Origin of the sequence: Mesorhizobium sp. BH1-1-5 (assembly GCF_020165615.1) — a bacterium.
Classification (GTDB): Bacteria; Pseudomonadota; Alphaproteobacteria; order Rhizobiales; family Rhizobiaceae; genus Mesorhizobium.
The window spans coordinates 152034-173631 of sequence record NZ_JAIUIM010000002.1; the positions used below are offsets into that span (position 1 = coordinate 152034).

Sequence of the window (21598 nt, forward strand, 5' to 3'; positions counted from 1 at the left end):
TGGGCCAGCGTCTATCCGAGCCGCATCATACGGTCATTCGGCAGCTGTTTTCTGCGGCTCTCTCGGGATGTCGTCATTGGTGCCGAACAGAGAGGGCTGGTCGCCATTTTCAACGACACTCAACTCCGCCTTCCGCTTCGGCATGAGCCGGATCAGCCAGCCCGAGAAATTCTCCATGTACACGTAGATCACCGGCGTGACGAACAGTGTCAGCGCCTGCGAGGCGAGGAGGCCGCCGACCACCGCGACGCCGAGCGGCTGACGCAGCTCGGCGCTGGCGCCGGTGCCGAGCGCGATCGGGAACGTGCCCATCAACGCCGCCAGCGTTGTCATCATGATCGGCCGGAAACGCATCAGGCAGGCCTTGTGGATGGAATCTGTTGCCGACATGCCCTCTCGCCTGAGCTCCAGCGCCACGTCGACCATCATGATGCCGTTCTTCTTGACGATGCCGATCAGCATCAGGATGCCGATCACCGCGATCACGGACAGGTCCATTCCGGCGAAGCGTAGCGCAACGAGCGCCCCCAGCACCGCCGAAGGCAGGCCGGTGAGGATGGTGAGCGGATGGATGAAGCTCTCATAGAGCATGCCGAGCACGATATAGATCGTCAGGATCGCGCCGCCGATCAGCAGGCCCTGGTTGGCGAGCGAATCCTGGAAGGTCTTGGCCGTGCCGGCAAAGCTCGTCGAGATCTCCTTTGGCAGGCCGATCTGGTCCTTGAGCTGCTCGATGCGGGTCACCGTGTCGCCGAGCGACACGCCCTGCGGCAGATTGTAGGAAATCGTCACCGCCGGAAGCTGGCCGAGCTGATTGACCGTCAGCGCGCCGGCCGTGCGATCGACATGCGCGAAAGCGCCGAGAGGCACCAGGCTGCCGCTCGCCGTCCGCATCTGGATGGCGAGCATCCGCTCGGGCGACCATTCGATCTTGGGATCGAGCTCGGTGATGACCTCATAGCTGTCGGCAGAACCGAAGATCGTCGAAACCTGGTCGGTGCCGAAGCCGCCATAAAGAGCCGTGCGCAGCGTGTTGGTATCGATGCCGAGCTGGGCGGCCTTGTCACGGTCGATCACCAGAGAAGCCTGAAGGGCATTGTTCTGCAGATCGCTGGTGACGTCGGTAAAGTGTGTGTGGTCGGCTGCCATGGCGTCATCGAGCTTCTGCGCCCAGATGTCGGCCTGGCCGGTATCGAGGCCCTGCACCACGAGCTGATAGGCGCTGGCCGACGACCGTGAGCCCAGCCTGAGATTCTGCACCGGCTGCATATAGGCCTCGATGCCGGCCACGTTCGACAGTTGCTTCCTCAGATCGGACTGCACCTTCTCGATGTCGGGGCGCTGGCTCTTGTCCTTCAGCTGCACATAGAGCCGGCCTTGATTGAGCGCGCTTTGGCTGCCGCCTACCGACCACGCGACATGCGTCACATAGGGAGAATGCGAGAAGACGTCGGCAACCTTGCCCTGCAGCTTGACCATGGCGTCGAAGGAGATGTCCTGGCGCGCGAGCGTGGTCACCGAGATCTGGCTAATGTCCTCCTGCGGAAAGAAGCCTTTCGGCGAAACCTGGATCAGCCACACCGACGCCGCCGCCGTTGCCACGAAGACGAGGAACACCAGGAAGGTGTTTCGCAGGCAGAAGCCCAGGATCCGGTCGTAGCCGCGCGTGATGAAGTCCGGCCTGTGGCCGGGGGCATGCTTTTCGCGATCGGCCTTGCTCACCGACAGCAGGCGCGAGCAGAGCATCGGCGTCAGCGTCAGCGACACGAACATCGAGGCCAGGATGGCGACGGTCACCACGACGGCGAATTCGTTGAAGATGCGGCCGATGACGCCGCCCATCAGCAGCACCGGAATGAACACCGCCACCAGCGAGATCGAGATCGAAATGATGGTGAAGCCGATTTCGCGCGCGCCCTTCAGCGAGGCGTCGAAGGCCGACAGCCCGTCTTCTTCCATGTGGCGGAAGATGTTTTCCAGCATGACAATGGCGTCGTCGACGACAAGGCCGACGGCAAGCGTCAATCCCATCAGCGAGATGTTGTCGATCGAGAAGCCGAACAGGAACATCGCGCCGAGCGTGGCGATCAGCGAGATCGGCACCGCCACGGCCGGAATGATCGTCGCCGTCACCCGGCGCAGGAACACGAAGATCACCATCACCACCAGGGCGATGGTCAAGAGCAGCGTGAACTGGACGTCGTCGACGGCTTGCCGGATCGAGGTCGAGCGGTCGTTGAGCAGCTTGATGTTGGCCGCCGCCGGCATCTGGTCCTGGAAGGACGGCAGCATCGCCTTGACCTTGTCGACCACCTCGACGGTGTTGGCGTCTGGCTGGCGCTGGACCGCGAGGATGATGGCGCGCGTGCCGTCATACCAGCTTGCCGTCGTCGTGGTCTCGACCGAGTCGACGACGCGCGTCACCTCGCCCAGCCGCACCGGGTGACCATTCTTGGTGGCGATGATCAGGTTGGAGAAGCCAGCGGCGTTGTCGAACTGCGTGTTGGCGGTGATGGTCAGCTGCTGCTTGTTGTTCTGCAGGACGCCGAGCGGCGTGTTGCTGTTGGCCGAAGTGATCGCAGCCTGCAGCTGATCGATCGAGATGCCGCGCGCGGCGAGCGCGGTCGGATCGATCTGGATGCGCACGGCATATTTCTGCTGGCCGTAGATCGAGACCTGCGCCACGCCGTCGATGGTCGACAGCGAGGGTGAAATGACGTTTTCGGCGAAGGCGTCGAGATCGGTCAGCGGAACCGTGTCGCTGACCAGCGACATCAGAAGGATCGGCGCGTCGGCCGGATTGACCTTGCGATAGCTCGGCGGCGCCGTCATTTCCGGCGGCAGCGATTTCTGCGTGCGCGCGATCGCCGCCTGGACATCCGCGGCCGCCGCGTCGATATCGCGGTTGAGCACGAACTGGATGGCGATCGAGGTCTGGCCGAGCGAGTTGGTGGTCGAGATCGAATCGATACCGGCGATCGTCGCGAATTGCTTGATCAGCGGCGTCGCCACCGATGTCGCCATTGTCTCCGGCGAAGCGCCGGGCAGGCTGGCCGAAACGTTGACCACCGGAAATTCGGCGCTCGGCAGCGCCGCCACCGGCAGGAACTTGTAGGCAAAGATACCGCCCAGAATGAGGGCGAACGACATCAGAAGGGTGGCGACAGGCTTGCGGATGCAGAATTCGGAGATCATTGGCTCGCCCCGCCGGCCTTGTCGGCCTCCGCGACCTTGGGCGATGCCTGATCACCGGATCCAGCCACGGCTTTGCCTTCATGCACCGCCGCGCCGTTCTTCAGTCGCGTCTGGCCTTCGACGACGACCTTCTCGCCGCTCTTGAGGCCATCGCTGATGGCGCTGTTTTGGCCTTCCGTCAGCGCCACCTGCACCGGCCGCATCTCGACGGTGTTGTCCGGCTTGACCACGTAGACGAACGGACCCTTCTGGCTTGGCTGCACCGCGACCGTCGGGATCGAGGTCATCTGCGGCATCGTGCCGGCCTCGAGCACCACGTTCACATATTGCCCGGGCCACAGCGAAAGATCCGGGTTCGGTATGGCTGCCCGCGTGGCGATGGTGCCGGAAGCCGTATCGACGCTGGAATCGACGAAATCGAGCGTGCCCTTGCCGATCGGCGTCGGATTGCCGTCCTGGGTCAGCGTCACGCCGCCTTGCGTCGGATTCGCCAGTTCCTTGTGCAGCAGAGCAAGGTTGCTTTCCGGCAGGGTGAAGTTCACCTGTAGCGGGTCCATCTGCGTGATGGTGACCAGCGGCGTCGCCGTGCTCGAATTGCCGTTGCTGACGGTGACAAGGTCGCCGACCGAGACGTTGACGGCGCCGAGCCTGCCCGCGATCGGCGCCGTGATCGTGGCAAAGCCGAGCTGGACATTATCGGCGTCGATCGTCGCCTTGTCGGCGTCGACGGTCGCGGCCGCCGCTTTCTGCGCCGCTACCGCCTGATCATAGGTTTGCTGGGTTCCGGCCTGCTTGGCGACAAGGTCCTTGGCGCGCTGGAGATCGGAATTCGAACTGGCAAGCAGCGCCTGGTCCTTGGCTAAAGTGGCCTGATCCTTGGCAAGTTGCGCCTTCAACGCGCGGTCGTCGAGCTGGAACAGAACGTCGCCGGCCTTCACCATCTGGCCGTCCTTGACGTCGATCGACACGATCTGGCTGGAAACGCGGGCATTGATGCTGACCACCGCCGGCGACGAGACGAAGCCGATGGCATAGCGGCGTATCGGGAAATCGGCGGTCGTCGCGGTCGCCGAAACGATTGAGGCCGAACGCCCGCCGCCTTTCGCATTATCCGACGCACTGGCTGTCTTGTCACCGCCGGCCGTCTTGTCCGCCGCGACAGCGCCAGCCTGCTGGCCTGAAATCAGTTGCTGGACCTTGGCCAACGTCGTGGGCGAAAAATAGAGCCCGGCGCCCGCCAGACAGGCGACCGCTGCAACTGCAAAGGCGATTTTTCCGCGCATCGACAAATAAGCCCTCTACCCGACACGCCGATCTCGGTGGTCCATCTTAGCTCGATTCACGGCCCTTTGCCGCGATTTTCGCCGAATAGATAGGACAAGGCTCTGGCGGAAAAGGGCCAAAACGCGGCATTACGAAGATTTAATGTGCAGTGCACAATCGTTGGGCAGCCGGCAAACGAGGTCGCGAGCAGCTTTGCGGCCCGTGCGAAAAGCTGCCTGGATGTGTTGATATCCAGGTCAGGCCGGCCTCACCTGAATATCGGCGCGTCTAACGGAGCATCGGCCACAGCGTCGCCGCGAGCAGCACGCCCATGGCGATGTTGAACCATTTCAGCCGCACCGGATCCGACAGGAAGCCGCGCAGCGCCGTGCCGAATCCGGCCCACACCGAAACGCTGGGCAGGTTGACGACGGTGAAGGCGATCGAGATCAGCGCCACCGAGACGAACGGGTGGTCGGAATTGGTGTAGACGGCCATGGCGGTGATCGCCATCACCCATGCCTTAGGGTTGACCCACTGGAATGCGGCGGCGTCGATGAAACGCATCGGCCGCCCCTCCGCCCCTTTCCTGTCGCTCATCGAGCGCGACATGGCGATCTTCCAGGCGAGGTAGAGCAGATAGGCGGCGCCCGCGATCTTCAGCGCCGTATGCAGCGCCGGGAACGCCGTCAGCACCGCGCCGAGCCCGAAGCCGACGGCCAAGAGCAGCACCAGAAAGCCGATGCTGATGCCCAGCATGTGCGGAACCGTCCTAGCGATACCGAAATTGACGCCGGAAGCCAGCAGCATGAGGTTGTTCGGTCCCGGCGTGATCGAAGTCACGAAGGCGTAGACCAACAGGGCAAGGAATGCGTCGAGCGACATGATATCCTCCCGGATATGTCAGCCTTGCTGTCCTTTTGGCGGATGCGCAAAAGCCAGGAACAGCCAACTGCCGGGCCAAAGCTGCAAACAGGCCAAAGCTGTAAACAGGCCAAAGCTGCAAACAGGATGGTCGTCCTGTTTACATTCCCTGCGGGCCGCGGTTCATCGCCGCCACACCGGTGCGGCAGATCTCGACCAGGCCGAGCGGCTTCATGATGGCGATGAACTGGTCGAGCTTGGACCCCTTGCCGGTGATCTCGAAGATGAAGTGCTCGGTGTTGGCGTCGATCACCGAGGCACGGAAAGCATCCGCAAGGCGAAGCGCCTCGACCCGGGCATCGCCGGTCCCGGCGACCTTGACCAGCGCGAGTTCGCGCTCCAGCGGCCGATCCTGGCCCATCTCATGCGAGCGCACGGTCAGATCGACCACCCGATGCACCGGCACGATGCGCTCGAGCTGGTGCTTGATCTGCTCCATCACATGCGGCGTGCCACGCGTCACGATGGTGATGCGCGACAGATGCCGTTCGTGCTCGGTCTCGGAGACGGTAAGGCTCTCGATGTTGTAGCCGCGACCGGAAAACAGGCCGATGACACGGGCGAGCACGCCCGGCTCGTTGTCGACCAGCACGGAAAGCGTGTGCGTTTCCGGCTTCTCGGTCTCCTTGGCGATGAAATAGGCGGAGCCGGTCGGTTGAAGGTGCTGTGCGTTCATAAGGTGAATCTCGATTTCAGACTTTTGAGCTAATTCTCTGTTTGCGCACGGCTTTCTTGCGACAGCCCCGCCTTTGTGGCTGGTGTTATGGCTGGAGCATGATGTTGCCCGAAAACCGCTTCACACTTTACGGCATCATGCTCTAGACCAGTTCCCTGCCCTTGGCGTCGATGGCGTTGGCCACCGCCTCGTCGGTGGCCTCGTCCGGCAGGAGCATTTCATTGTGCGCCTTGCCCGACGGGATCATCGGGAAGCAATTGGCCAAGGTCGCCACGCGGCAGTCGAACAGAACCGGCTTCTTCACCGAGATCATCTCCTTGATCGCGTCGTCGAGCTCGTCCGGCTTGTCGCAGCGTATGCCGTGGCCGCCATAGGCTTCCGCCAGCTTGACGAAGTCCGGCATCGCTTCGGTGTAGGAATGCGACAGCCGGTTGCCGTGCAGCAATTGCTGCCACTGGCGCACCATGCCCATATACTGGTTGTTGAGGATGAAGATCTTGATCGGCGCCTCATACTGCACCGCCGAGCTCATCTCCTGCATGGTCATCTGCACCGAAGCGTCGCCGGCGATGTCGATGACCAGCGCGTCGCGATGCGCGATCTGCACGCCGAGCGCGGCCGGCAGGCCGTAGCCCATCGTGCCGAGACCACCGGAGGTCATCCAGCGGTTCGGCTTGTCGAAATGGTAGTGCTGCGCTGCCCACATCTGGTGTTGGCCGACCTCGGTGGTGATGTAGGTGTCCATGTCCTTGGTCAGCGCATAGAGCCGCTGGATCGCGTATTGCGGCATGATGACGTCGTTGTTCATCTTATAGGCGAGCGAATCCCGCGCGCGCCATTTCGCGATCTGCTCCCACCATGGATAGAGCGCCTTCTTGTCGGCCTTGACGGTCGCCCGCCACAGCCGCACCAGATCCTCCAGCACGCGGCCGACATCGCCGAGGATGCCGACATCGGCATGGACGTTCTTATTGATCGACGACGGATCGATGTCGATGTGGATTTTCTTGGAGTTCGGCGAGAACGCAGTCAGCCGGCCGGTGATGCGGTCGTCGAAACGCGCGCCGATGCAGACCATCACGTCGCAGTCATGCATGGCCATATTGGCTTCGTAGGTGCCGTGCATGCCCAGCATGCCGACCCAGTTCTTGCCGGATGCCGGATAGGCGCCGAGCCCCATCAGCGTCGAGGTGATCGGGGAGCCGGTGAGGTCGACCAGCTCGCGCAGCAGGTGGCTCGCTTCCGGACCGGAATTGATGACGCCGCCGCCCGAATAGATGATCGGCTTCTTCGCGCCCGCCATCAGCTCGACCGCGGCCTTGATCTTTTCCAGATCGCCCTGGACCTTCGGCTTGTAGCTGGTACGCGGCGCCGTCTGCGGCGGCACATAGATGCCTTTGGCGAACTGCACGTCCTTCGGAATATCGACCACCACCGGGCCGGGGCGGCCAGTGGTCGCGACATGGAAGGCCTCGTGGATGGTGGCGGCGAGCTCGTTGACGTCCTTCACCAGCCAGTTGTGCTTGGTGCAGGGGCGCGTGATGCCGACCGTGTCGCATTCCTGGAAGGCGTCGGAGCCGATCAGCGAGGTCGGCACCTGGCCGGTGAGGCAAACCAGCGGGATCGAATCCATCAGCGCGTCCTGCAACGGCGTCACCGCATTGGTGGCGCCCGGGCCCGATGTCACCAGCATGACGCCGGCCTTGCCGGTCGAGCGGGCATAACCCTCGGCCGCGTGGCCGGCGCCCTGCTCGTGCCGGACCAGGATGTGCTCGACATCGTCTTGTTGAAAAATTTCATCGTAAATCGGGAGAACGGCGCCGCCCGGATAGCCGAAGACGTGCTTGACGCCGTTGTCCTTCAGCGCCTGCACCACCATCTCCGCGCCTGTCATTTCGCGCCGCTCGTTCTGTCCGTTGCTCATCGGTCTGGTCCCGTACTGTCCGCCATCTGGCGATTTGCTGGTCGTTTAGTCGTGTTTCAGGCAATAAAAAAGGCCCCCGAGGGAGCCTGTGTGATGCGCATGGGAGGTTTTCGCCCGGCGGTTACACCGCCTTGCCCACGCGCCAACTTACGAGAATGAGTGCCGTTTTCATGGGCGCGGACAATAAGGGCGAAAACGCGGGCTCGTCAATGGGGTCCCGTGCGAATTCACCCGTCTGTGAGAACGGCGCTGGCGCGCCCCCATGATACAGCTACCATAGTACAGTTGAGCGTGCCTCTCCGGCGCACCACTATGCGCTGGCAAAGGACGTGCGAGGAGGACGCATGGCTGGCGAACGGGAGCATATCCGCGAGATCGAGCAGGTTTTGTCCGGCGCGCGATCCGTCCGCGACGATATCGTCGTTCAATCCTGGCTGCGTTGCATCGATACCCACCGGCTCGACCCGGCGCGGCCGACGGAAGCCTACATCGTTCCCGACACTCAGCTGCGCGAGCACCGGGAGCAGTCGGAACGGTTGATCGCCATCGCCCGCAGCGGGCTGGAGACATTGTTCAAGCAGGTGGCGGGCCAGAACTACGTCCTGCTGCTGGCCGATGCCAAGGGCGTCACCGTCGACTTCCTCGGCGACCCGCTGTTCATGGACCAGTTGCGCACGGCCGGTCTCTATCTCGGCTCCGAATGGTCGGAAAGCCGCACCGGCACCTGCGGCGTCGGCTCCTGCATCGTCACCGGCGAGGCGATGACCATTCACCAGACCGACCATTTCGACATCACCCACACGCCGCTCTCCTGCACTGCCGCGCCGATCTTCGACACCAAGGGCGAATTGACCGCCGTGCTCGACATATCGCTGCTGCGCTCGCCGCAGCCGAAGGTCAGCCAGAACCTCGCGCTACATCTGGTGACGGCGTCGGCCCGGCGCATCGAGCTCGCCAATTTGATGGCGCAGATGCATTCGGAATGGGTGCTGCGCTTTTCACGCTCGCCCGAATTCCTCGACGTCGATCCCGAAGCGGCCATCGCGCTCGACGCCTCGGGCCACATCCTCGGCACGACGCGCGGCGCGGCGCTGCTCCTGGCGCAGGCCGGCGGTGTCGACTGGCGGCGCTCCTCGCCGATCGGCCAGCCGATCTCGCGTTACCTCGACATGGATATCGACGACTTGCCGAGTTTGACGCGCGGTCGCCCGACCGAGGAGCGGCTGGTGTTCGGCCGCAACGGCAGCGCGCTGTTCGCGCATGCCATCGAGCCGCAGCCGTCGAGCGGACGCCGCGCGCCCGTCGAGGCGCTGCCTGGACCGATCGCCGAGCTTTCCGGCGGCGACCCGGCCATGGCGGCAATGCAGCTCAGGGCCGCCAAGCTGGCGCGCACCACGATCCCGATCCTGATCCATGGCGAGACCGGTTCCGGCAAGGAATATCTCGCCCGCGCCCTCCATGACAGCTCCGGGCGCCCCGGCCCGTTCGTGGCCATCAACTGCGCGGCGATCCCCGAACATCTGATCGAGAGCGAGCTGTTCGGGCACGCAGCGGGTGCCTTCACCGGCGCCACCGCCAAGGGACGCAAGGGGCTGATCGAGAGCGCCGACGGCGGTACGCTGTTCCTCGACGAGATCGGCGACATGCCCTACGCGCTGCAATCGCGTCTGCTGAGGGTGATCGCCGAGCGCGAACTGGTCCCGGTCGGCGGCGTTGCGCCCCGGTCTGTCGACATCAAGATCATATCCGCCTCGCATCATGACCTGCGCCAATTGGTTGCCGAGGGCCGTTTCCGCGAAGACCTGTTCTATCGGCTCAACGCCGCCTCGCTGACATTGCCTGCGCTGCGCGAGCGCACCGATTTCGAATGGCTGCTGGAACGGCTGGTCGGCGGGCGCGCTCGTCTTGCCGGCCGGCCGGCAAGACTGTCTGCGGCGGCGCGGCTGGCGCTGATCCGCCATGACTGGCCCGGCAACATCCGCGAACTCGTCAACGCCGTGGATCTGGCGGTGGCGCTTTGCGATGATGAGATGATTCAGCCCACGGACCTGCCCGATTTCGTCACGCACCGCGTGGCGCCCCCGACTTCGTCCGCCAGCTTAGTCGCGCTTCGCGCCCCCTCGCCCGAGGAAGAGCGCAGCGCCCTGCTGGCCGTGCTGGCGGCAACTGGCTGGAACATTTCCGAGGCCGCGCGGCGTCTCGGCGTCGACCGCACCACGGTGCATCGCCGGATGAAGCGCCTGCGGCTGGAGGCGCCGAACTGATAGTGCAAGGCTGTGGCGCGCCGTAGCGCGTGCAACGCGGGCGCCACAGGCAAGGCGACGGAAGAGCGTCCTAACAGGTTGATTCCATTGTAATCCATGATCAGCGCTACGGTTGGCACGCCGCTTGCTGCTCATGGCACACTCTAGCAAAAGTGGAGGAGAACAAATGCTCGAGAGAACACCCACCACCAAGGCGCAGGCGCTGCTCGACAAGTTCGGCAAGGCACTGGAGGCCGGCGATATCGACAGCGCCGTCAATTGCTTCCAGGCCGACTGCTACTGGCGCGACCTCGTCACCTTCACCTGGAACCTGAAGACGATGGAAGGTCAGGACCAGGTTCGCGCCATGCTGCAAGCAACGCTGGCCAGCACCAAGCCGACCGGCTGGGCGGTGGCCAAGGGCGAGGAAGCGGGCGAGGACGGCGGCATCATCACCGCCTGGATAACCTTCGAGACGAGCGTGGCGCGCGGCTTTGGCCTTGTGCGGTTCAAGGGCGACCTGATCTGGACCCTGCTCACCACGATGGCGGAGCTGAAGGACCATGAGGAGAAAGCGGGCTTCACCCGTCCGCTCGGCGCCAAGCATGGCCACGGCAAGGACCGCAAGACGTGGCGTGAAGAGCGCGACGACGAGATCGCCGAGCTCGGCCATACCAGGCAGCCTTATGTCGTCATCATCGGCGGCGGCCAGGGCGGTATCGCGCTCGGCGCCCGGCTGAAGCAGCTCGGCGTGCCGGCCATCATCATCGAGAAGAACGAGCGTCCGGGTGACTCCTGGCGCAAGCGCTACAAGTCGCTCTGCCTGCACGACCCGGTCTGGTACGATCACCTGCCCTATATCGACTTTCCGAAGAACTGGCCGGTCTTCGCGCCGAAGGACAAGATCGGCGACTGGCTGGAAATGTACACCAAGGTGATGGAGCTGAACTATTGGAGCTCGACATCAGCGAAATCCGCCAAATACGACGAGAAGGCCAAGGAGTGGACGATCGTCGTCGAGCGCGGCGGCAAGGAGATCGTGCTCAAGCCGAAGCAGTTGGTGCTGGCGACCGGCATGTCCGGCAAGGCGAACTGGCCGAAATACAAGGGCCAGGACGTCTTCAAGGGCGAGCAGCAGCATTCATCGAGTCATCCCGGCCCGGACAGATACCGCGGCAAGAAGGTGGTGGTCATCGGCTCCAACAACTCGGCGCACGACATCTGCGCCGCGCTATGGGAAGGCGGCGCCGATGTGACCATGGTGCAGCGCTCGTCTACCCATATCGTCAAATCCGACACGCTGATGGATATCGGCCTCGGCGCGCTCTATTCCGAGCAGGCGGTCGAGAACGGCATGACGACGCGCAAGGCGGACATGATCTTCGCTTCGCTGCCCTACCGCATCCTGCACGAATTCCAGATTCCGCTTTACGAACAGATGAAGGAACGCGACGCGAAATTCTACGCGGACCTCGAAAAGGCCGGCTTCCTGCTCGACTGGGGCGACGACGGCTCGGGCCTGTTCATGAAATACCTGCGCCGCGGCTCCGGCTATTACATCGATGTCGGCGCCTGCGACCTCGTCATCGACGGCTCGATCAAGCTGAAAAGCGGACCGGGTGCCGCGGTGCAGGAACTCACCGAAACCGGCGTCAAATTCGTCGACGGCACGGAATTGCCGGCCGATCTGGTGATCTATGCCACCGGCTACGGCTCGATGAATGGCTGGGCCGCGGACCTCATCTCACAGGAAGTCGCCGACAAGGTCGGCAAGGTCTGGGGCCTCGGCTCCGCCACCACCAAGGATCCCGGCCCTTGGGAAGGCGAGCAGCGCAACATGTGGAAGCCGACGCAGCAGGAAGCGCTGTGGTTCCATGGCGGCAACCTCCACCAGTCGCGCCACTACTCGCAATATTTGTCGCTGCAGCTCAAAGCCAGGCAGGCCGGCCTGCCGACGCCTGTCTATGGGCTGCAGGAGGTCTTTCACAAAGGCTAGACGATTTCCGAACCCTTCTCGGCAAAGGCGTCGCCCTGGCGGCGCCTTTGCCGAACCGTCGACAACGCTTTGCCTTCGGGCGGCCGCGATGCGGCGGCGCGCTCGTCTGGCTTAGCTTCTCTGCATTCATCCGGCTGATATGCCACCAATGCGTGTTCGCCGTCGAAGCAGAAACACATGGCTTTCTCCCCAGACTTCTTCGCCCTCTAAGCCGCCTTTTGCGCCGCGAACTTTTTCACCACGCGCTGCAGCAGCGGCACGTAGTCGCGAAAGGCTCGCGTCTTCATGTCGGCGATCTTGCCGCCCTCGTCCCAGATGCGCACGCGCACCGCTTCGTCGTGGAAGGGATTGCTGCGGAACTCCGCCACTTCCTCCGCGCTCATCGGCCCGCCTTGCAGCGACAGCGTATGCACCGAAGCCTGCGACAGCTTGCCGAAATAGGTCGGATCGGTGGCGCAGAGATAACGCTTGGCCGAGACATGCAGTCGGACGCACTCGACGATGACCGGCGGAAAGAAAGGCGCAAGCACCTCGCCGCCCGCCTCGTCATGGTGCTTGTCCTCGACATCGTCGGGCGAATAGGTGCCGAACTCGCTGGTGTAGTGGCCGATGTCGTGCAGCAGCGCCGCCGCAACGAGCTCCTCCGGCGCGCCGTCCTGCTCGGCCAGCCATGCGCCCTGCAGCATATGCTCCGACATGGTGACGGGCTCGCCGAGATAGGATTCCGCCCCGCGGCGCTCGAAGATATCGGCGATGAACTCGACGATGTTTCCCGCATTCAATTCCTTCGGTTTCATTCCGCCGCCTCCTTGAAGCCGTGCTCGATCGCCGCAAGCGTCGAAAGCAGGCCGTCCTTGTCGGCGTAGCAGCCTTGCAGCCAGCGCTTGCCGCTCCCTGAAAACGCCTTGCGCGCATGCATGACGCGGGTGTTGTCGACGATGAAGGATTCTCCCGCCTCGAGCTTGAAGGTCACTTCGAACGAAGGATCCTCGATCAGCTCGGCGAAGCGGCGATAGGCTGCGTAGTATTTCTCCATCTCGGCGAACGGCACGTCGACGGCCGGCGCCAGCGAGCGGTTGTTGAAGCGGATGCAGATGAGCTCGCCATCAGACCCAAGCTCGATCATCGGCCGCTTCGACTGCAGCCGCACACCCGACGAGCCGGCATATTCGAAGCGCGCCGGACAGGAAGACAGCAGCCGGAAACCGTCCGGGTTTTCCGCCTGGAGTGCTGCCGCCACCGCGAACCCGTCGACGACGCTGGATTCGCCACCTTCGACCGTGTTCTCGATGCAGGCCAGGATCTGCAGCGTCGGCACCGGATCGCGATAGGGGTTGTCGGTATGCGCCTGCAGGCCGAGATTGGTGTAGGCGAGATTGCTCGGATTGACCTCGGCGCGCACCTCGAACCAGCGCCCGTAATTGGTCTCCCGGATATAGCCGAAGAGGTCAGCCACCTTGCACAGCGCGCCGGATTCGGTCGGCAGGCCGTCCATGACGGCGAAGCCGTAACTGCGGACCGCAGCCAGCCATTGCCGCAGCACATCGCTGTCGCGGCTGGCGTCGGCATAGGCCGCGCGCGGCACGGAATTCTGCATCGTGGCTTTCGTCCAGCGCCGTATGTCGCCCGCCGTCCAGCCGGGCTCGCGAGCCTCCTGGCGATCATAGGCATGGCTGCGCAGCCAGCCGGCGGGAAAGCCTACGGTCTTGCCTTCGGGAGCGAATGTGACTTCGAGCACCTCGCCCTTGATCGAGGCCGCGGCGATCCGCGTCTCGGCCGGAATGTCGAGGATGGTGATCAGCCGCTGGCCGTTGCCGGCGCTGCGCGTCTTGTCGTCCAGCGCATTGTCGCGCAGCCACATGGCATGGAAGCGGCTCACCGCTCCGTCTTTCCAGCCAAGCTCGATCGTTCGTCCGCCTTCGCCCGGCGTTACCGTCGTCAACATATCCCGGAAGCTCCCATCCTCTGCCCGCCACCACGGCCACGGGTTGCATGGTGGCTTCATCAAAGGCATAATTCAAATTATCGTTTTGTGGATAATGACACTAAATTTCTGATGGCTGGAAAAGCTTTCGATACGATGCCCCCGCTCGACTGGCTGCGCAGTTTCGAGGCCGCCGCCCGCCTGTCGAACTTCACCGCAGCGGCTTCGGAGCTCGGCCTCACCCAGGCCGCGGTCAGCCAGCACATCCGCTCTCTGGAAGAACGGCTCAAGACGCGGTTGTTCGCGCGCCTGGCGCGCGGCGTGGCGCTGTCGCCGGAAGGCGCGGCCTATCTCCCGCACATCCAGTCGGCATTCGCGACCATTGGCAACAGCACGAACGAGCTGTTCGAGCCGCGCGCAGTGCAGACCGTCAGCGTCCGCGTCCCCATCTCCTTCGCGCTGCTGGTGCTGGTCCCGGCTCTTCCGGACCTGGCAAAGGCGCTGCCGCGGGTGAGGCTTGATCTGGTGACCATCCATCGGCCGACCGACTACGACCAGCCGGGCTCGGCGCTCGACATACGCTTCGGCAACGGGTCCTTTCCCGGGCGCGAAGCCGACCGGCTGACGGTCGAGCGGCTTGTCCCGGTCGCGGCGCCAACACTCGCCCTCGGTGGCGATTGGACGTCGTTGCCGCTTCTCCTGGTGGCCGGCGCGCGCGAGATGTGGGCGGAATGGTTTGCCGCAGCAAGGCTTGCCGGCCATTCCCGGCGCTCGCATCGCTTCGACAGTTTCGTCGCCGCCTTGGAAGCGGCGAAGACCGGCGCCGGGGCGCTGCTGGGCTCCCGGCCTCTGGTCGACGCCGCGCTCAGGGACAAGGCTCTGGTCAGGCTTTCGGATTTCGAGCTGTCGAGCCCGTCGGGCCATTTCCTGACGAGGCCGTCATCGTCGCGACTGTCCGGCGCCGAGCAGGATTTTCGCCGCTGGCTCCTGTCGCGCATCGCCAAGGTTTCAGCATAGCGCGCCGGCTGCCGCTCCGATCCGTTTCCAGTAGATAAGGGTGCCGGTCAGCCCGCCATGCGGCTTGAGCGCGAAATCGGGGATCTCGCCGGTCAAGGTGAAACCGAGTTTCTCATAGAGGCCGGCCGCGCCCTCCTCGCTCGCCGTGTCCAGCACGAGCAGCGTGCGGCCCTTCTCGACGGCGAGTTCCTCGGCGGCGCGCATCAGGCGGGTCGCGACGCCTTTGCCGCGATGGTCGCGGCCGGTCATCAGCTTGGCGATCTCGGCGCGGTGCGGCTGATTGGCCGGGAAGTCGAGCAGCAGCGTGACGGTGCCGGCAAGCGCCCCGCCCCGCCATGCGCCCAGCACCGCCCTTTCGCCGCGCGCGGCCGCGGCAAGCGACTTGCACCAGAAATCCCGCGCTGCTCCAGGTGACAATGGATGCATGAAGCTCACCGATCCGCCGGCCGCAACTGTCTCGATCAAGAGATCGGAGAGCATGGCCGCGGTTGCCGCGTCGTCGGTCAACGTCCGGATTTCAAGGGAGTTCATGCTGGTGCTCCAGGGGTATCGGGGACGAGATCATTCGAAATGGCTGGTCCGCTTGCGTCGTCGCGCCCGCCTGATTTCGGCGATACGGTCGGCATCGTCCTCGCTGAGATGGCGCCCGCGCTCCAGGATCTCGAGCGTGTATTCCTCATAGGTCAGCCCGAGCCGCTCGGCCCTCTCCACCCGCATCAGCATGATGGCCTGGCTTGGCGCCTTCCAGGCCTTGTCATGGGCGGCGCGCCAGGCGAGGAAAATGTAGGCGTCGCCCTTGCCCCAGGGCGGGCCGTCATAGTCGTCGAGCGGCGGCCCGCCATTATGCGAGCGTTTTGGCCGGCGCGGCATCGCAATCAGTCCCTGACCAGCGCCACGAGATACTCCGCCGCGTCCGGCCCGGGAGCACGAAAGACGCAATCCGAGGGTGCGCCCAGCGCCAGGCAGTCGCCGGGCTCGAGCCGGTGCACCACATCGCCCTCGGTGAAATCCAGCCTCCCGTCGATCAGCCATATCTGCTGCTTGATGAAGGCGTAGGATGCGGCCGGGAGGCTGACCTTGGCGCCCGGCGGCAGGCTGACCCTGATCAGCTCCAGCGGCATCCGCGATGACGGCGACAGATGCCGCCGGATGTAGCCGGTTGCCGGATCCCGCCAGACCGGCTGCTCGTCCTTGCGCGAAACGCCGCCGCCTTGCATCTCGGCTCGTGCGATCAGCGTCGACAGCGTCATGCCGAAGGCCGCCGCGATGCGCACCAAGAGCGCCGCGGTCGGGCTGGTCGTGCCGCGTTCGATCGCGCTCAGCATCGCCTTCGAGACGTCCGAACGTTCGGCCAATTCGGCAAGCGACCAGGCCCTCACCGTCCTCTCGGAGTGTATCCGCCTGCCGATCGTGGCGTTGAGGTCATTCGATATATCGTTCATTCGTCCAATATATCGGAATCCTGCACGCTGAGAAGAGGGTTTCGATCGAATTGCCGCGGCTGGCTTAACGCTGCCTACACCATCCGACCTCACCTGACTTTAACCCCGATTGGATAGGGTCGACGCTCCAGGGGAATGGGACCAGGGCATTATGTTTGTTGAACGCGAAGCCTCCGTTGGGGAACCGACCTCGCAGGAACGCCGCAACATCCAGCAGAACGACAAGCGCATTCTGGGCAATGTCGTGCAATGCGACGGCGCGCGCGCCACCATTTGCGCCTATGCGGAAGACGCCGAAGGCGCCGTCACCGGCCTTTGGACAGTCGGCAAGATGATCTCCATCAATCTCGGCTCGACAAGAACGGTCGGCCTTGTCTATGCCATCGGCAAGTCGGACCTCGCCTGGAACCACGAAGGGCAGAACCTGATCGAGGTCAGCGTCGAACTGGTCGGCGAAGTGCGCGACGGCGCCGAGCCCGGCTCCAAGCCGGTGTTCGACCGCGGCATCACCACCTATCCGCATATCGGCGCCATTGCCCACAGCATCCGCAGCCGCGACCTGCAGGCGGTCTACGACCTGGCCGGGCGCCATTCGGTGACCATCGGTACGCTATCGCAGGATGAATCGATCGATGCCAACATCGCCATCGACGACACGCTGGCGCGCCATTTCGCCATCGTCGGCACCACCGGCGTCGGCAAGTCGACGGCGGTCTCGCTGCTCTTGCGCAAGACGATCGAGGCGCGTCCGGACTTGCGTGTGCTCATCCTCGACCCGCACAACGAGTTCGCCGCCTCGCTGCCGGAATATTGCGTCAAGGTCGATTCCAAGACGCTCGACCTGCCGTTCTGGATGTTCAGGCTGGAGGAGTTCGCCGAAGTGCTGTTTCGCGGCCGCGAGACGGTGCCCGAGGAAGTGGATGTCCTGCGCGACCTGATCCCGGCCGCCAAGAACCTCTACCGCAACCCGAATTCCGGCACCTATGTCCGGCGCGGCAGCGATGCGCTGACGGCGGACACGCCGGTGCCTTACCGCATCGCCGATCTCATCAAGCAGATCGACGAGCGCATGGGCCTGCTTGAAAGCAAGAACGACCGCCCGACCCTGAAATCGCTGAAGATGCGCATCGAATCGGCCGCCGCCGATCCGCGTTATCGCTTCATGTTCAATTCACGCCTGATCGAGGACACGATCCACGAAACGATCGGCAATATCTTCCGCGTCCCCAGCCATGGCCGCCCGGTCACTTGCTTCGAGATGGCGGGCATGCCTTCGGAAGTCGTCAACTCGGTCTGCTCGGTGCTGGCGCGCCTGGCCTTCGACCTGGCCCTGTGGAGCGAGGGCCGGCTGAGGCTGCTCCTGCTTTGCGAAGAAGCCCACCGCTACATGCCGGCAGATCCGCGTCTCGGCTTCGCGCCGACCCGCCATGCTTTGTCGCGCATCGCCAAGGAGGGCCGCAAATATGGCTGCTATCTCGGCGTCGTCACCCAGCGCCCAGGCGAGCTTGACCCGACCATCCTGTCGCAATGCTCGACCTTCTTCGCCATGCGGCTTGCCAACGAGCAGGACCAAGCGATTATCCGCTCGGCCATCGCCGACTCCTCTGCCTCGACCCTGGCCTTCCTGTCCTCCATGGGCCAGCGCGAGGCCATCGCTTTCGGCGAAGGCGTCGCGACAACCATGCGGCTGAAGTTCGAGAAGCTGCCACAGCAATTCATCCCCGGAACCGCCAAGGGCGAGCAGATCGAACCCTCCGTGGACGGCAGCGACGTCGACCTGGCCATGATCGTCGAGCGGCTGCGCAACGTTCCGAAGCCGCAGCAATCCATGGCGTACGCCGAGGCCGTGGACTCTTCGCGCCAGGCCGGCGACCCGGACTATAAGAAGCCGGCCACCGCCGCCGCCCGCGTCCAGCCCGACGACGACTTCGACACGCGCTACGGCCTGAAGCCCTCGACCTTCGGCATGCGCCAGCTCAACGATTGATCGGCCATCCTCGCAAGCAGGTAAATCCCGCCAGGAAATTCGTCAGGCTCAGTCGGGTGAAGTCGCCTTCGAGAACCGAAGCGAAGCGGACATAAAGTCCGTGAGCACGCGCATGACCCCGAAAATCGAGAGCGATTTTCGGAAAGGCTCACGCGCAAAGTCAAAAGTGCTACAGCGGCCTTTGCGCGTCCGAACGGGCGCGCGGCGCTGTAGAAGCGCAGAAGGCGGCTTCAGACGGCCAGCCTGACGAATTTAGTGGTGGGATTTCAGGCGCAGACGCGATTGCGGCCCTGCTTCTTCGCCTCATAGAGCTGGCGATCGGCGCGGCGGTAGAAATCCTCCGCGCTCTCCTTATGATCCCAGACGGCAAGGCCTACGCTGGTGGTGACCTTCAGCCGCACATTGCCCGACATGATCGACATGTTGGCGATCGCCTTGCGGATGCGCTCGGCGAACCTGGCGAGCAGTTCGACATCCATGTTGGGGGTGACGACGGCAAACTCCTCGCCGCCCAGCCGCGCCACCACATCGTGATAGCGCGTCATGCCTCTCAGGCAAGTAGCGACGGCCCTCAGCACCTCGTCGCCGACATCGTGCCCATGCGTGTCGTTGACCTGTTTGAAATGATCGAGATCGAGGATCATCAGCCCGACCGGCCTGTCGATGCGGCGAAACTCGTGCAGATATTCGCGCAGCGCATCGTCGAAATAGCGGCGGTTCTGCATTCCGGTGAGACTGTCGGTGAGCGCCGCCTGCTCGAGCGTCTGCGAACGGGCGCTGAGCGAAACCGTCATGGCCCTGAGCTTGCCCTCTTCCCGCACCTGGCCGCGGATCAGCGGGTAGATGAAGAAGGTGCCGAAGAACAGCGCGGTCGCCAGCAGCGCGCCGGTGACGAACAGCAATTTGTTGAGATAGATGATTTTGTCGACGCGCGAAGCCGTATCGAGGTCGGCGGCGATGTCCTGCAATTGGCCATAGGCATGGAAGGTCACCAGGCCCGCGGCCAGGATCACAAAAATAAACACGAAAAATGCGGATTCCGCCTTATGGAAACGCATCTACTCCCCGCGGCACTGTAGCCCCTGAGGTTATGGCATGGCTGACCTTACGGACCGTTAACCCGGACAACCTTGGCGAGAATTAGAGCCGGGGATTTTAAGGTGCTGATTGAAAAAGCTTTTAGTCAGTCCTGGACAGCCGATTCGTCGCCCGCCGCAGCCTGCGCCATTCCGCTCCCAGCTGGTGCCTGAACCAGGTCGACTGGCGCTTGGCATACTGCCGCGTCGCGATCTTGGCGCGTTCGATGGCTTCGGGAAAATCCGACTGTCCGGCCATTGCCGCCTGGAGCTCGCGCACGCCGATCGCTTTCATCGCCGGCAGATCCGGGTCGAGGCCGAGCGCGGTGAGCTGACGCACTTCGTCGAGCGCGCCCTTGTCGAGCATCTGGTCGAAACGCGCCTCTATGCGCCGCACCAGTTGCTCCCGGTCCGGCTCGATGACCAGGAAGCGCGCGCTGTCGCGATCGATCAGCGGTCGGCCGCGCTCCGCCTGCCATTCCAGGATCGAGCGCCCCGAAGCATCGAGCACCTCGAGTGCCCGCACGATGCGCTGGCCGTCGGTCGGCCTGAGCTGCATGGCCATAGCCGAGTCCTCGTGCATCAGCAGGCGATGCAGTCTTTCGGCCCCTTGTTCCTTGAGCTCGTAGCGCCAGCGCTCACGGACGGTCGGTGGAATGTCCGGCATATCCGAGATGCCTTCGGCCAGGGCGCGGAAGTAGAGCCCGGTGCCGCCGACGAAAACGACCGGACGGCCCGACAGGACGCCGTCTTCTATGAGCCTCGTGACATCGCGCAGCCAAGCACCGGTGGAATAGGCCGTGGAGGGATGCACATGGCCGTAGAGGAAGTGCGGAACGCGTGCCATTTCGGCGGCGCTCGGTCGCGCCGTCAGGACATCGAGCACCGAATAGCCCTGCATGGAATCGGTGTTGACGATGACGCCGCCATCGCGCCCGGCGAGATCGAGCGCCAGCGCCGACTTGCCGCTGGCGGTCGGCCCGGCTATCAGGATTGCGTTCTTGACGCGGCCTTCGCCCGCCTGCTTGCCGGAATTCTCGATGCCGCTGATCGCCACTTTAGTGTCCCGTCCAGAAGCCCGCGCCGTGCCGGCCTCGCTTGCGAATATGGCCTTGCGGGCCGCCGGCGCAAGCGCCGTTCATTGGCTGGCCGAGGACATCGCCTGCGATCTCGTTTTGCCGCAGACGCCCGATATCGGCGAAATGACCGCCAATCTGCGCGCCGCATTGGCGTCCGAGCCGGTCGACGTGATCGTCCAGCTCGCTGAAGCCAGGCGCAAGAAGATCCTGCTTGCGGACATGGATTCGACGATGATCGACCAGGAATGCATCGACGAGCTTGCCGACGAGATCGGCGTCAAGGACCATGTGGCGGCGATCACCGCGCGCTCGATGAATGGCGAGATCGCCTTCGAACCCGCTTTGCGCGAACGCGTCGCCTTGCTCAAAGGCCTCGACACCGCCGTTGTCGACCGCATCATCGCCAACCGGCTGACGCTCGCCGCGGGCGGCCGCGCCTTGGTGCAAACGATGCGCGCCAACGGTGCCTGGACGGCGCTGGTCTCCGGCGGCTTCGACGTCTTCACCAGCCGCATCGCCGATATGCTCGGGTTCCAGGAAAACCGGGCCAACCGGCTGATCGAGGACGGCGGCGAATTCACCGGCATGGTGGCCGAGCCGATCCTCGGCCGCGCCGCCAAGGCCGAAGCGCTGCTCGACATCGCGGGGAGGCTCGGGCTGACGACCGAGGATGCCATCGCGGTCGGCGACGGCGCCAACGATCTCGACATGATCCGTCTTGCCGGCACCGGCGTCGCGCTTCACGCCAAGCCGGCGGTGGCGGAACAGGCGCGGATCCGCATCGATCATGGCGACCTGACCGCGCTGCTCTATCTCCAGGGCTACCGCCGGGACGAGTTCGCCGAATGAGAC

Annotated in this window: 17 protein-coding genes; 5 read left to right on the forward strand and 12 right to left on the reverse strand. The window is 64.0% G+C overall.

Annotation, left to right across the window (positions count from 1 at the left end):
- Positions 1-33 precede the first annotated feature (33 nt).
- The 5 genes from LB572_RS03350 to LB572_RS03370 form a co-directional block, all read right to left on the reverse strand.
- Positions 34-3195 carry an efflux RND transporter permease subunit gene (locus LB572_RS03350; protein WP_224666712.1) on the reverse strand — a complete coding sequence of 1054 codons (3162 nt, stop codon included), beginning with the start codon at positions 3193-3195 and terminating at the stop codon, positions 34-36.
- Entirely contained in the window at positions 3192-4478 is a 1287-nt protein-coding gene (locus LB572_RS03355) for an efflux RND transporter periplasmic adaptor subunit (protein WP_224666713.1), read from the reverse strand. The genes LB572_RS03350 and LB572_RS03355 overlap by 4 nt, the downstream gene beginning before the upstream one ends.
- Before the next feature lie 268 nt (positions 4479-4746).
- On the reverse strand, positions 4747-5343 hold the full coding sequence (locus LB572_RS03360; protein WP_224666714.1) for a LysE family translocator: 597 nt from the start codon (positions 5341-5343) through the stop codon (positions 4747-4749).
- A 139-nt stretch (positions 5344-5482) separates the two neighbouring features.
- Positions 5483-6058, reverse strand: a complete 576-nt coding sequence (ilvN, locus tag LB572_RS03365; RefSeq protein WP_140807339.1) for an acetolactate synthase small subunit — start codon at positions 6056-6058, stop codon at positions 5483-5485.
- Between the two features lie 142 nt (positions 6059-6200).
- Positions 6201-7982, reverse strand: a complete 1782-nt coding sequence (locus LB572_RS03370; protein WP_224666715.1) for an acetolactate synthase 3 large subunit — start codon at positions 7980-7982, stop codon at positions 6201-6203.
- 344 nt (positions 7983-8326) lie between these two features.
- Between LB572_RS03370 and LB572_RS03375 the strand changes: the two genes are divergently transcribed.
- Positions 8327-10246, forward strand: a complete 1920-nt coding sequence (locus tag LB572_RS03375; RefSeq protein WP_224666716.1) for a sigma-54-dependent Fis family transcriptional regulator — start codon at positions 8327-8329, stop codon at positions 10244-10246.
- Positions 10247-10412: 166 nt separating this feature from the next.
- On the forward strand, positions 10413-12221 hold the full coding sequence (locus LB572_RS03380; protein ID WP_224666717.1) for an NAD(P)/FAD-dependent oxidoreductase: 1809 nt from the start codon (positions 10413-10415) through the stop codon (positions 12219-12221).
- 206 nt (positions 12222-12427) lie between these two features.
- On the opposite strand, the gene LB572_RS03385 is transcribed toward LB572_RS03380, so the two are convergent.
- Both LB572_RS03385 and LB572_RS03390 read right to left on the reverse strand, forming a co-directional pair.
- A complete protein-coding gene (locus tag LB572_RS03385; protein WP_140807343.1) occupies positions 12428-13018 on the reverse strand; it encodes an HD domain-containing protein in 591 nt (196 codons plus the stop codon).
- Positions 13015-14166, reverse strand: a complete 1152-nt coding sequence (locus tag LB572_RS03390; protein ID WP_224666718.1) for a gamma-butyrobetaine dioxygenase — start codon at positions 14164-14166, stop codon at positions 13015-13017. Before LB572_RS03390 ends, LB572_RS03385 begins: the two co-directional genes overlap by 4 nt.
- A 111-nt stretch (positions 14167-14277) precedes the next feature.
- Between LB572_RS03390 and LB572_RS03395 the strand changes: the two genes are divergently transcribed.
- Entirely contained in the window at positions 14278-15162 is an 885-nt protein-coding gene (locus tag LB572_RS03395) for a LysR family transcriptional regulator (protein WP_224666719.1), read from the forward strand.
- On the opposite strand, the gene LB572_RS03400 is transcribed toward LB572_RS03395, so the two are convergent.
- The 3 genes from LB572_RS03400 to LB572_RS03410 are packed head-to-tail and all read right to left on the reverse strand — an operon-like array spanning position 15154 to position 16604.
- A complete protein-coding gene (locus LB572_RS03400; RefSeq protein WP_224666720.1) occupies positions 15154-15693 on the reverse strand; it encodes a GNAT family N-acetyltransferase in 540 nt (179 codons plus the stop codon). The two genes, LB572_RS03395 and LB572_RS03400, sit on opposite strands and share 9 nt — an antisense overlap.
- A gap of 30 nt (positions 15694-15723) precedes the next feature.
- On the reverse strand, positions 15724-16032 hold the full coding sequence (locus tag LB572_RS03405) for a hypothetical protein (RefSeq protein WP_224666721.1): 309 nt from the start codon (positions 16030-16032) through the stop codon (positions 15724-15726).
- A gap of 5 nt (positions 16033-16037) precedes the next feature.
- Complete coding sequence (locus LB572_RS03410; protein ID WP_224666722.1) at positions 16038-16604, reverse strand: helix-turn-helix domain-containing protein; 567 nt, start codon at positions 16602-16604, stop codon at positions 16038-16040.
- A 151-nt stretch (positions 16605-16755) separates the two neighbouring features.
- Between LB572_RS03410 and LB572_RS03415 the strand changes: the two genes are divergently transcribed.
- Positions 16756-18591 carry an ATP-binding protein gene (locus tag LB572_RS03415; RefSeq protein ID WP_224666723.1) on the forward strand — a complete coding sequence of 612 codons (1836 nt, stop codon included), beginning with the start codon at positions 16756-16758 and terminating at the stop codon, positions 18589-18591.
- Between the two features lie 266 nt (positions 18592-18857).
- Here LB572_RS03415 and LB572_RS03420 read toward each other — a convergent pair whose 3' ends face one another.
- The gene (locus LB572_RS03420; protein WP_140807349.1) at positions 18858-19649 is read right to left on the reverse strand and encodes a GGDEF domain-containing protein; all 792 of its coding nucleotides are present in this window, start codon (positions 19647-19649) and stop codon (positions 18858-18860) included.
- Between the two features lie 121 nt (positions 19650-19770).
- A complete protein-coding gene (gene miaA / locus LB572_RS03425) occupies positions 19771-20718 on the reverse strand; it encodes a tRNA (adenosine(37)-N6)-dimethylallyltransferase MiaA (protein WP_224666854.1) in 948 nt (315 codons plus the stop codon).
- Between miaA and serB the strand changes: the two genes are divergently transcribed.
- A complete protein-coding gene (serB, locus tag LB572_RS03430) occupies positions 20708-21595 on the forward strand; it encodes a phosphoserine phosphatase SerB (RefSeq protein WP_140807350.1) in 888 nt (295 codons plus the stop codon). The genes miaA and serB overlap by 11 nt on opposite strands.
- The last annotated feature ends 3 nt before the right edge of the window (positions 21596-21598 follow it).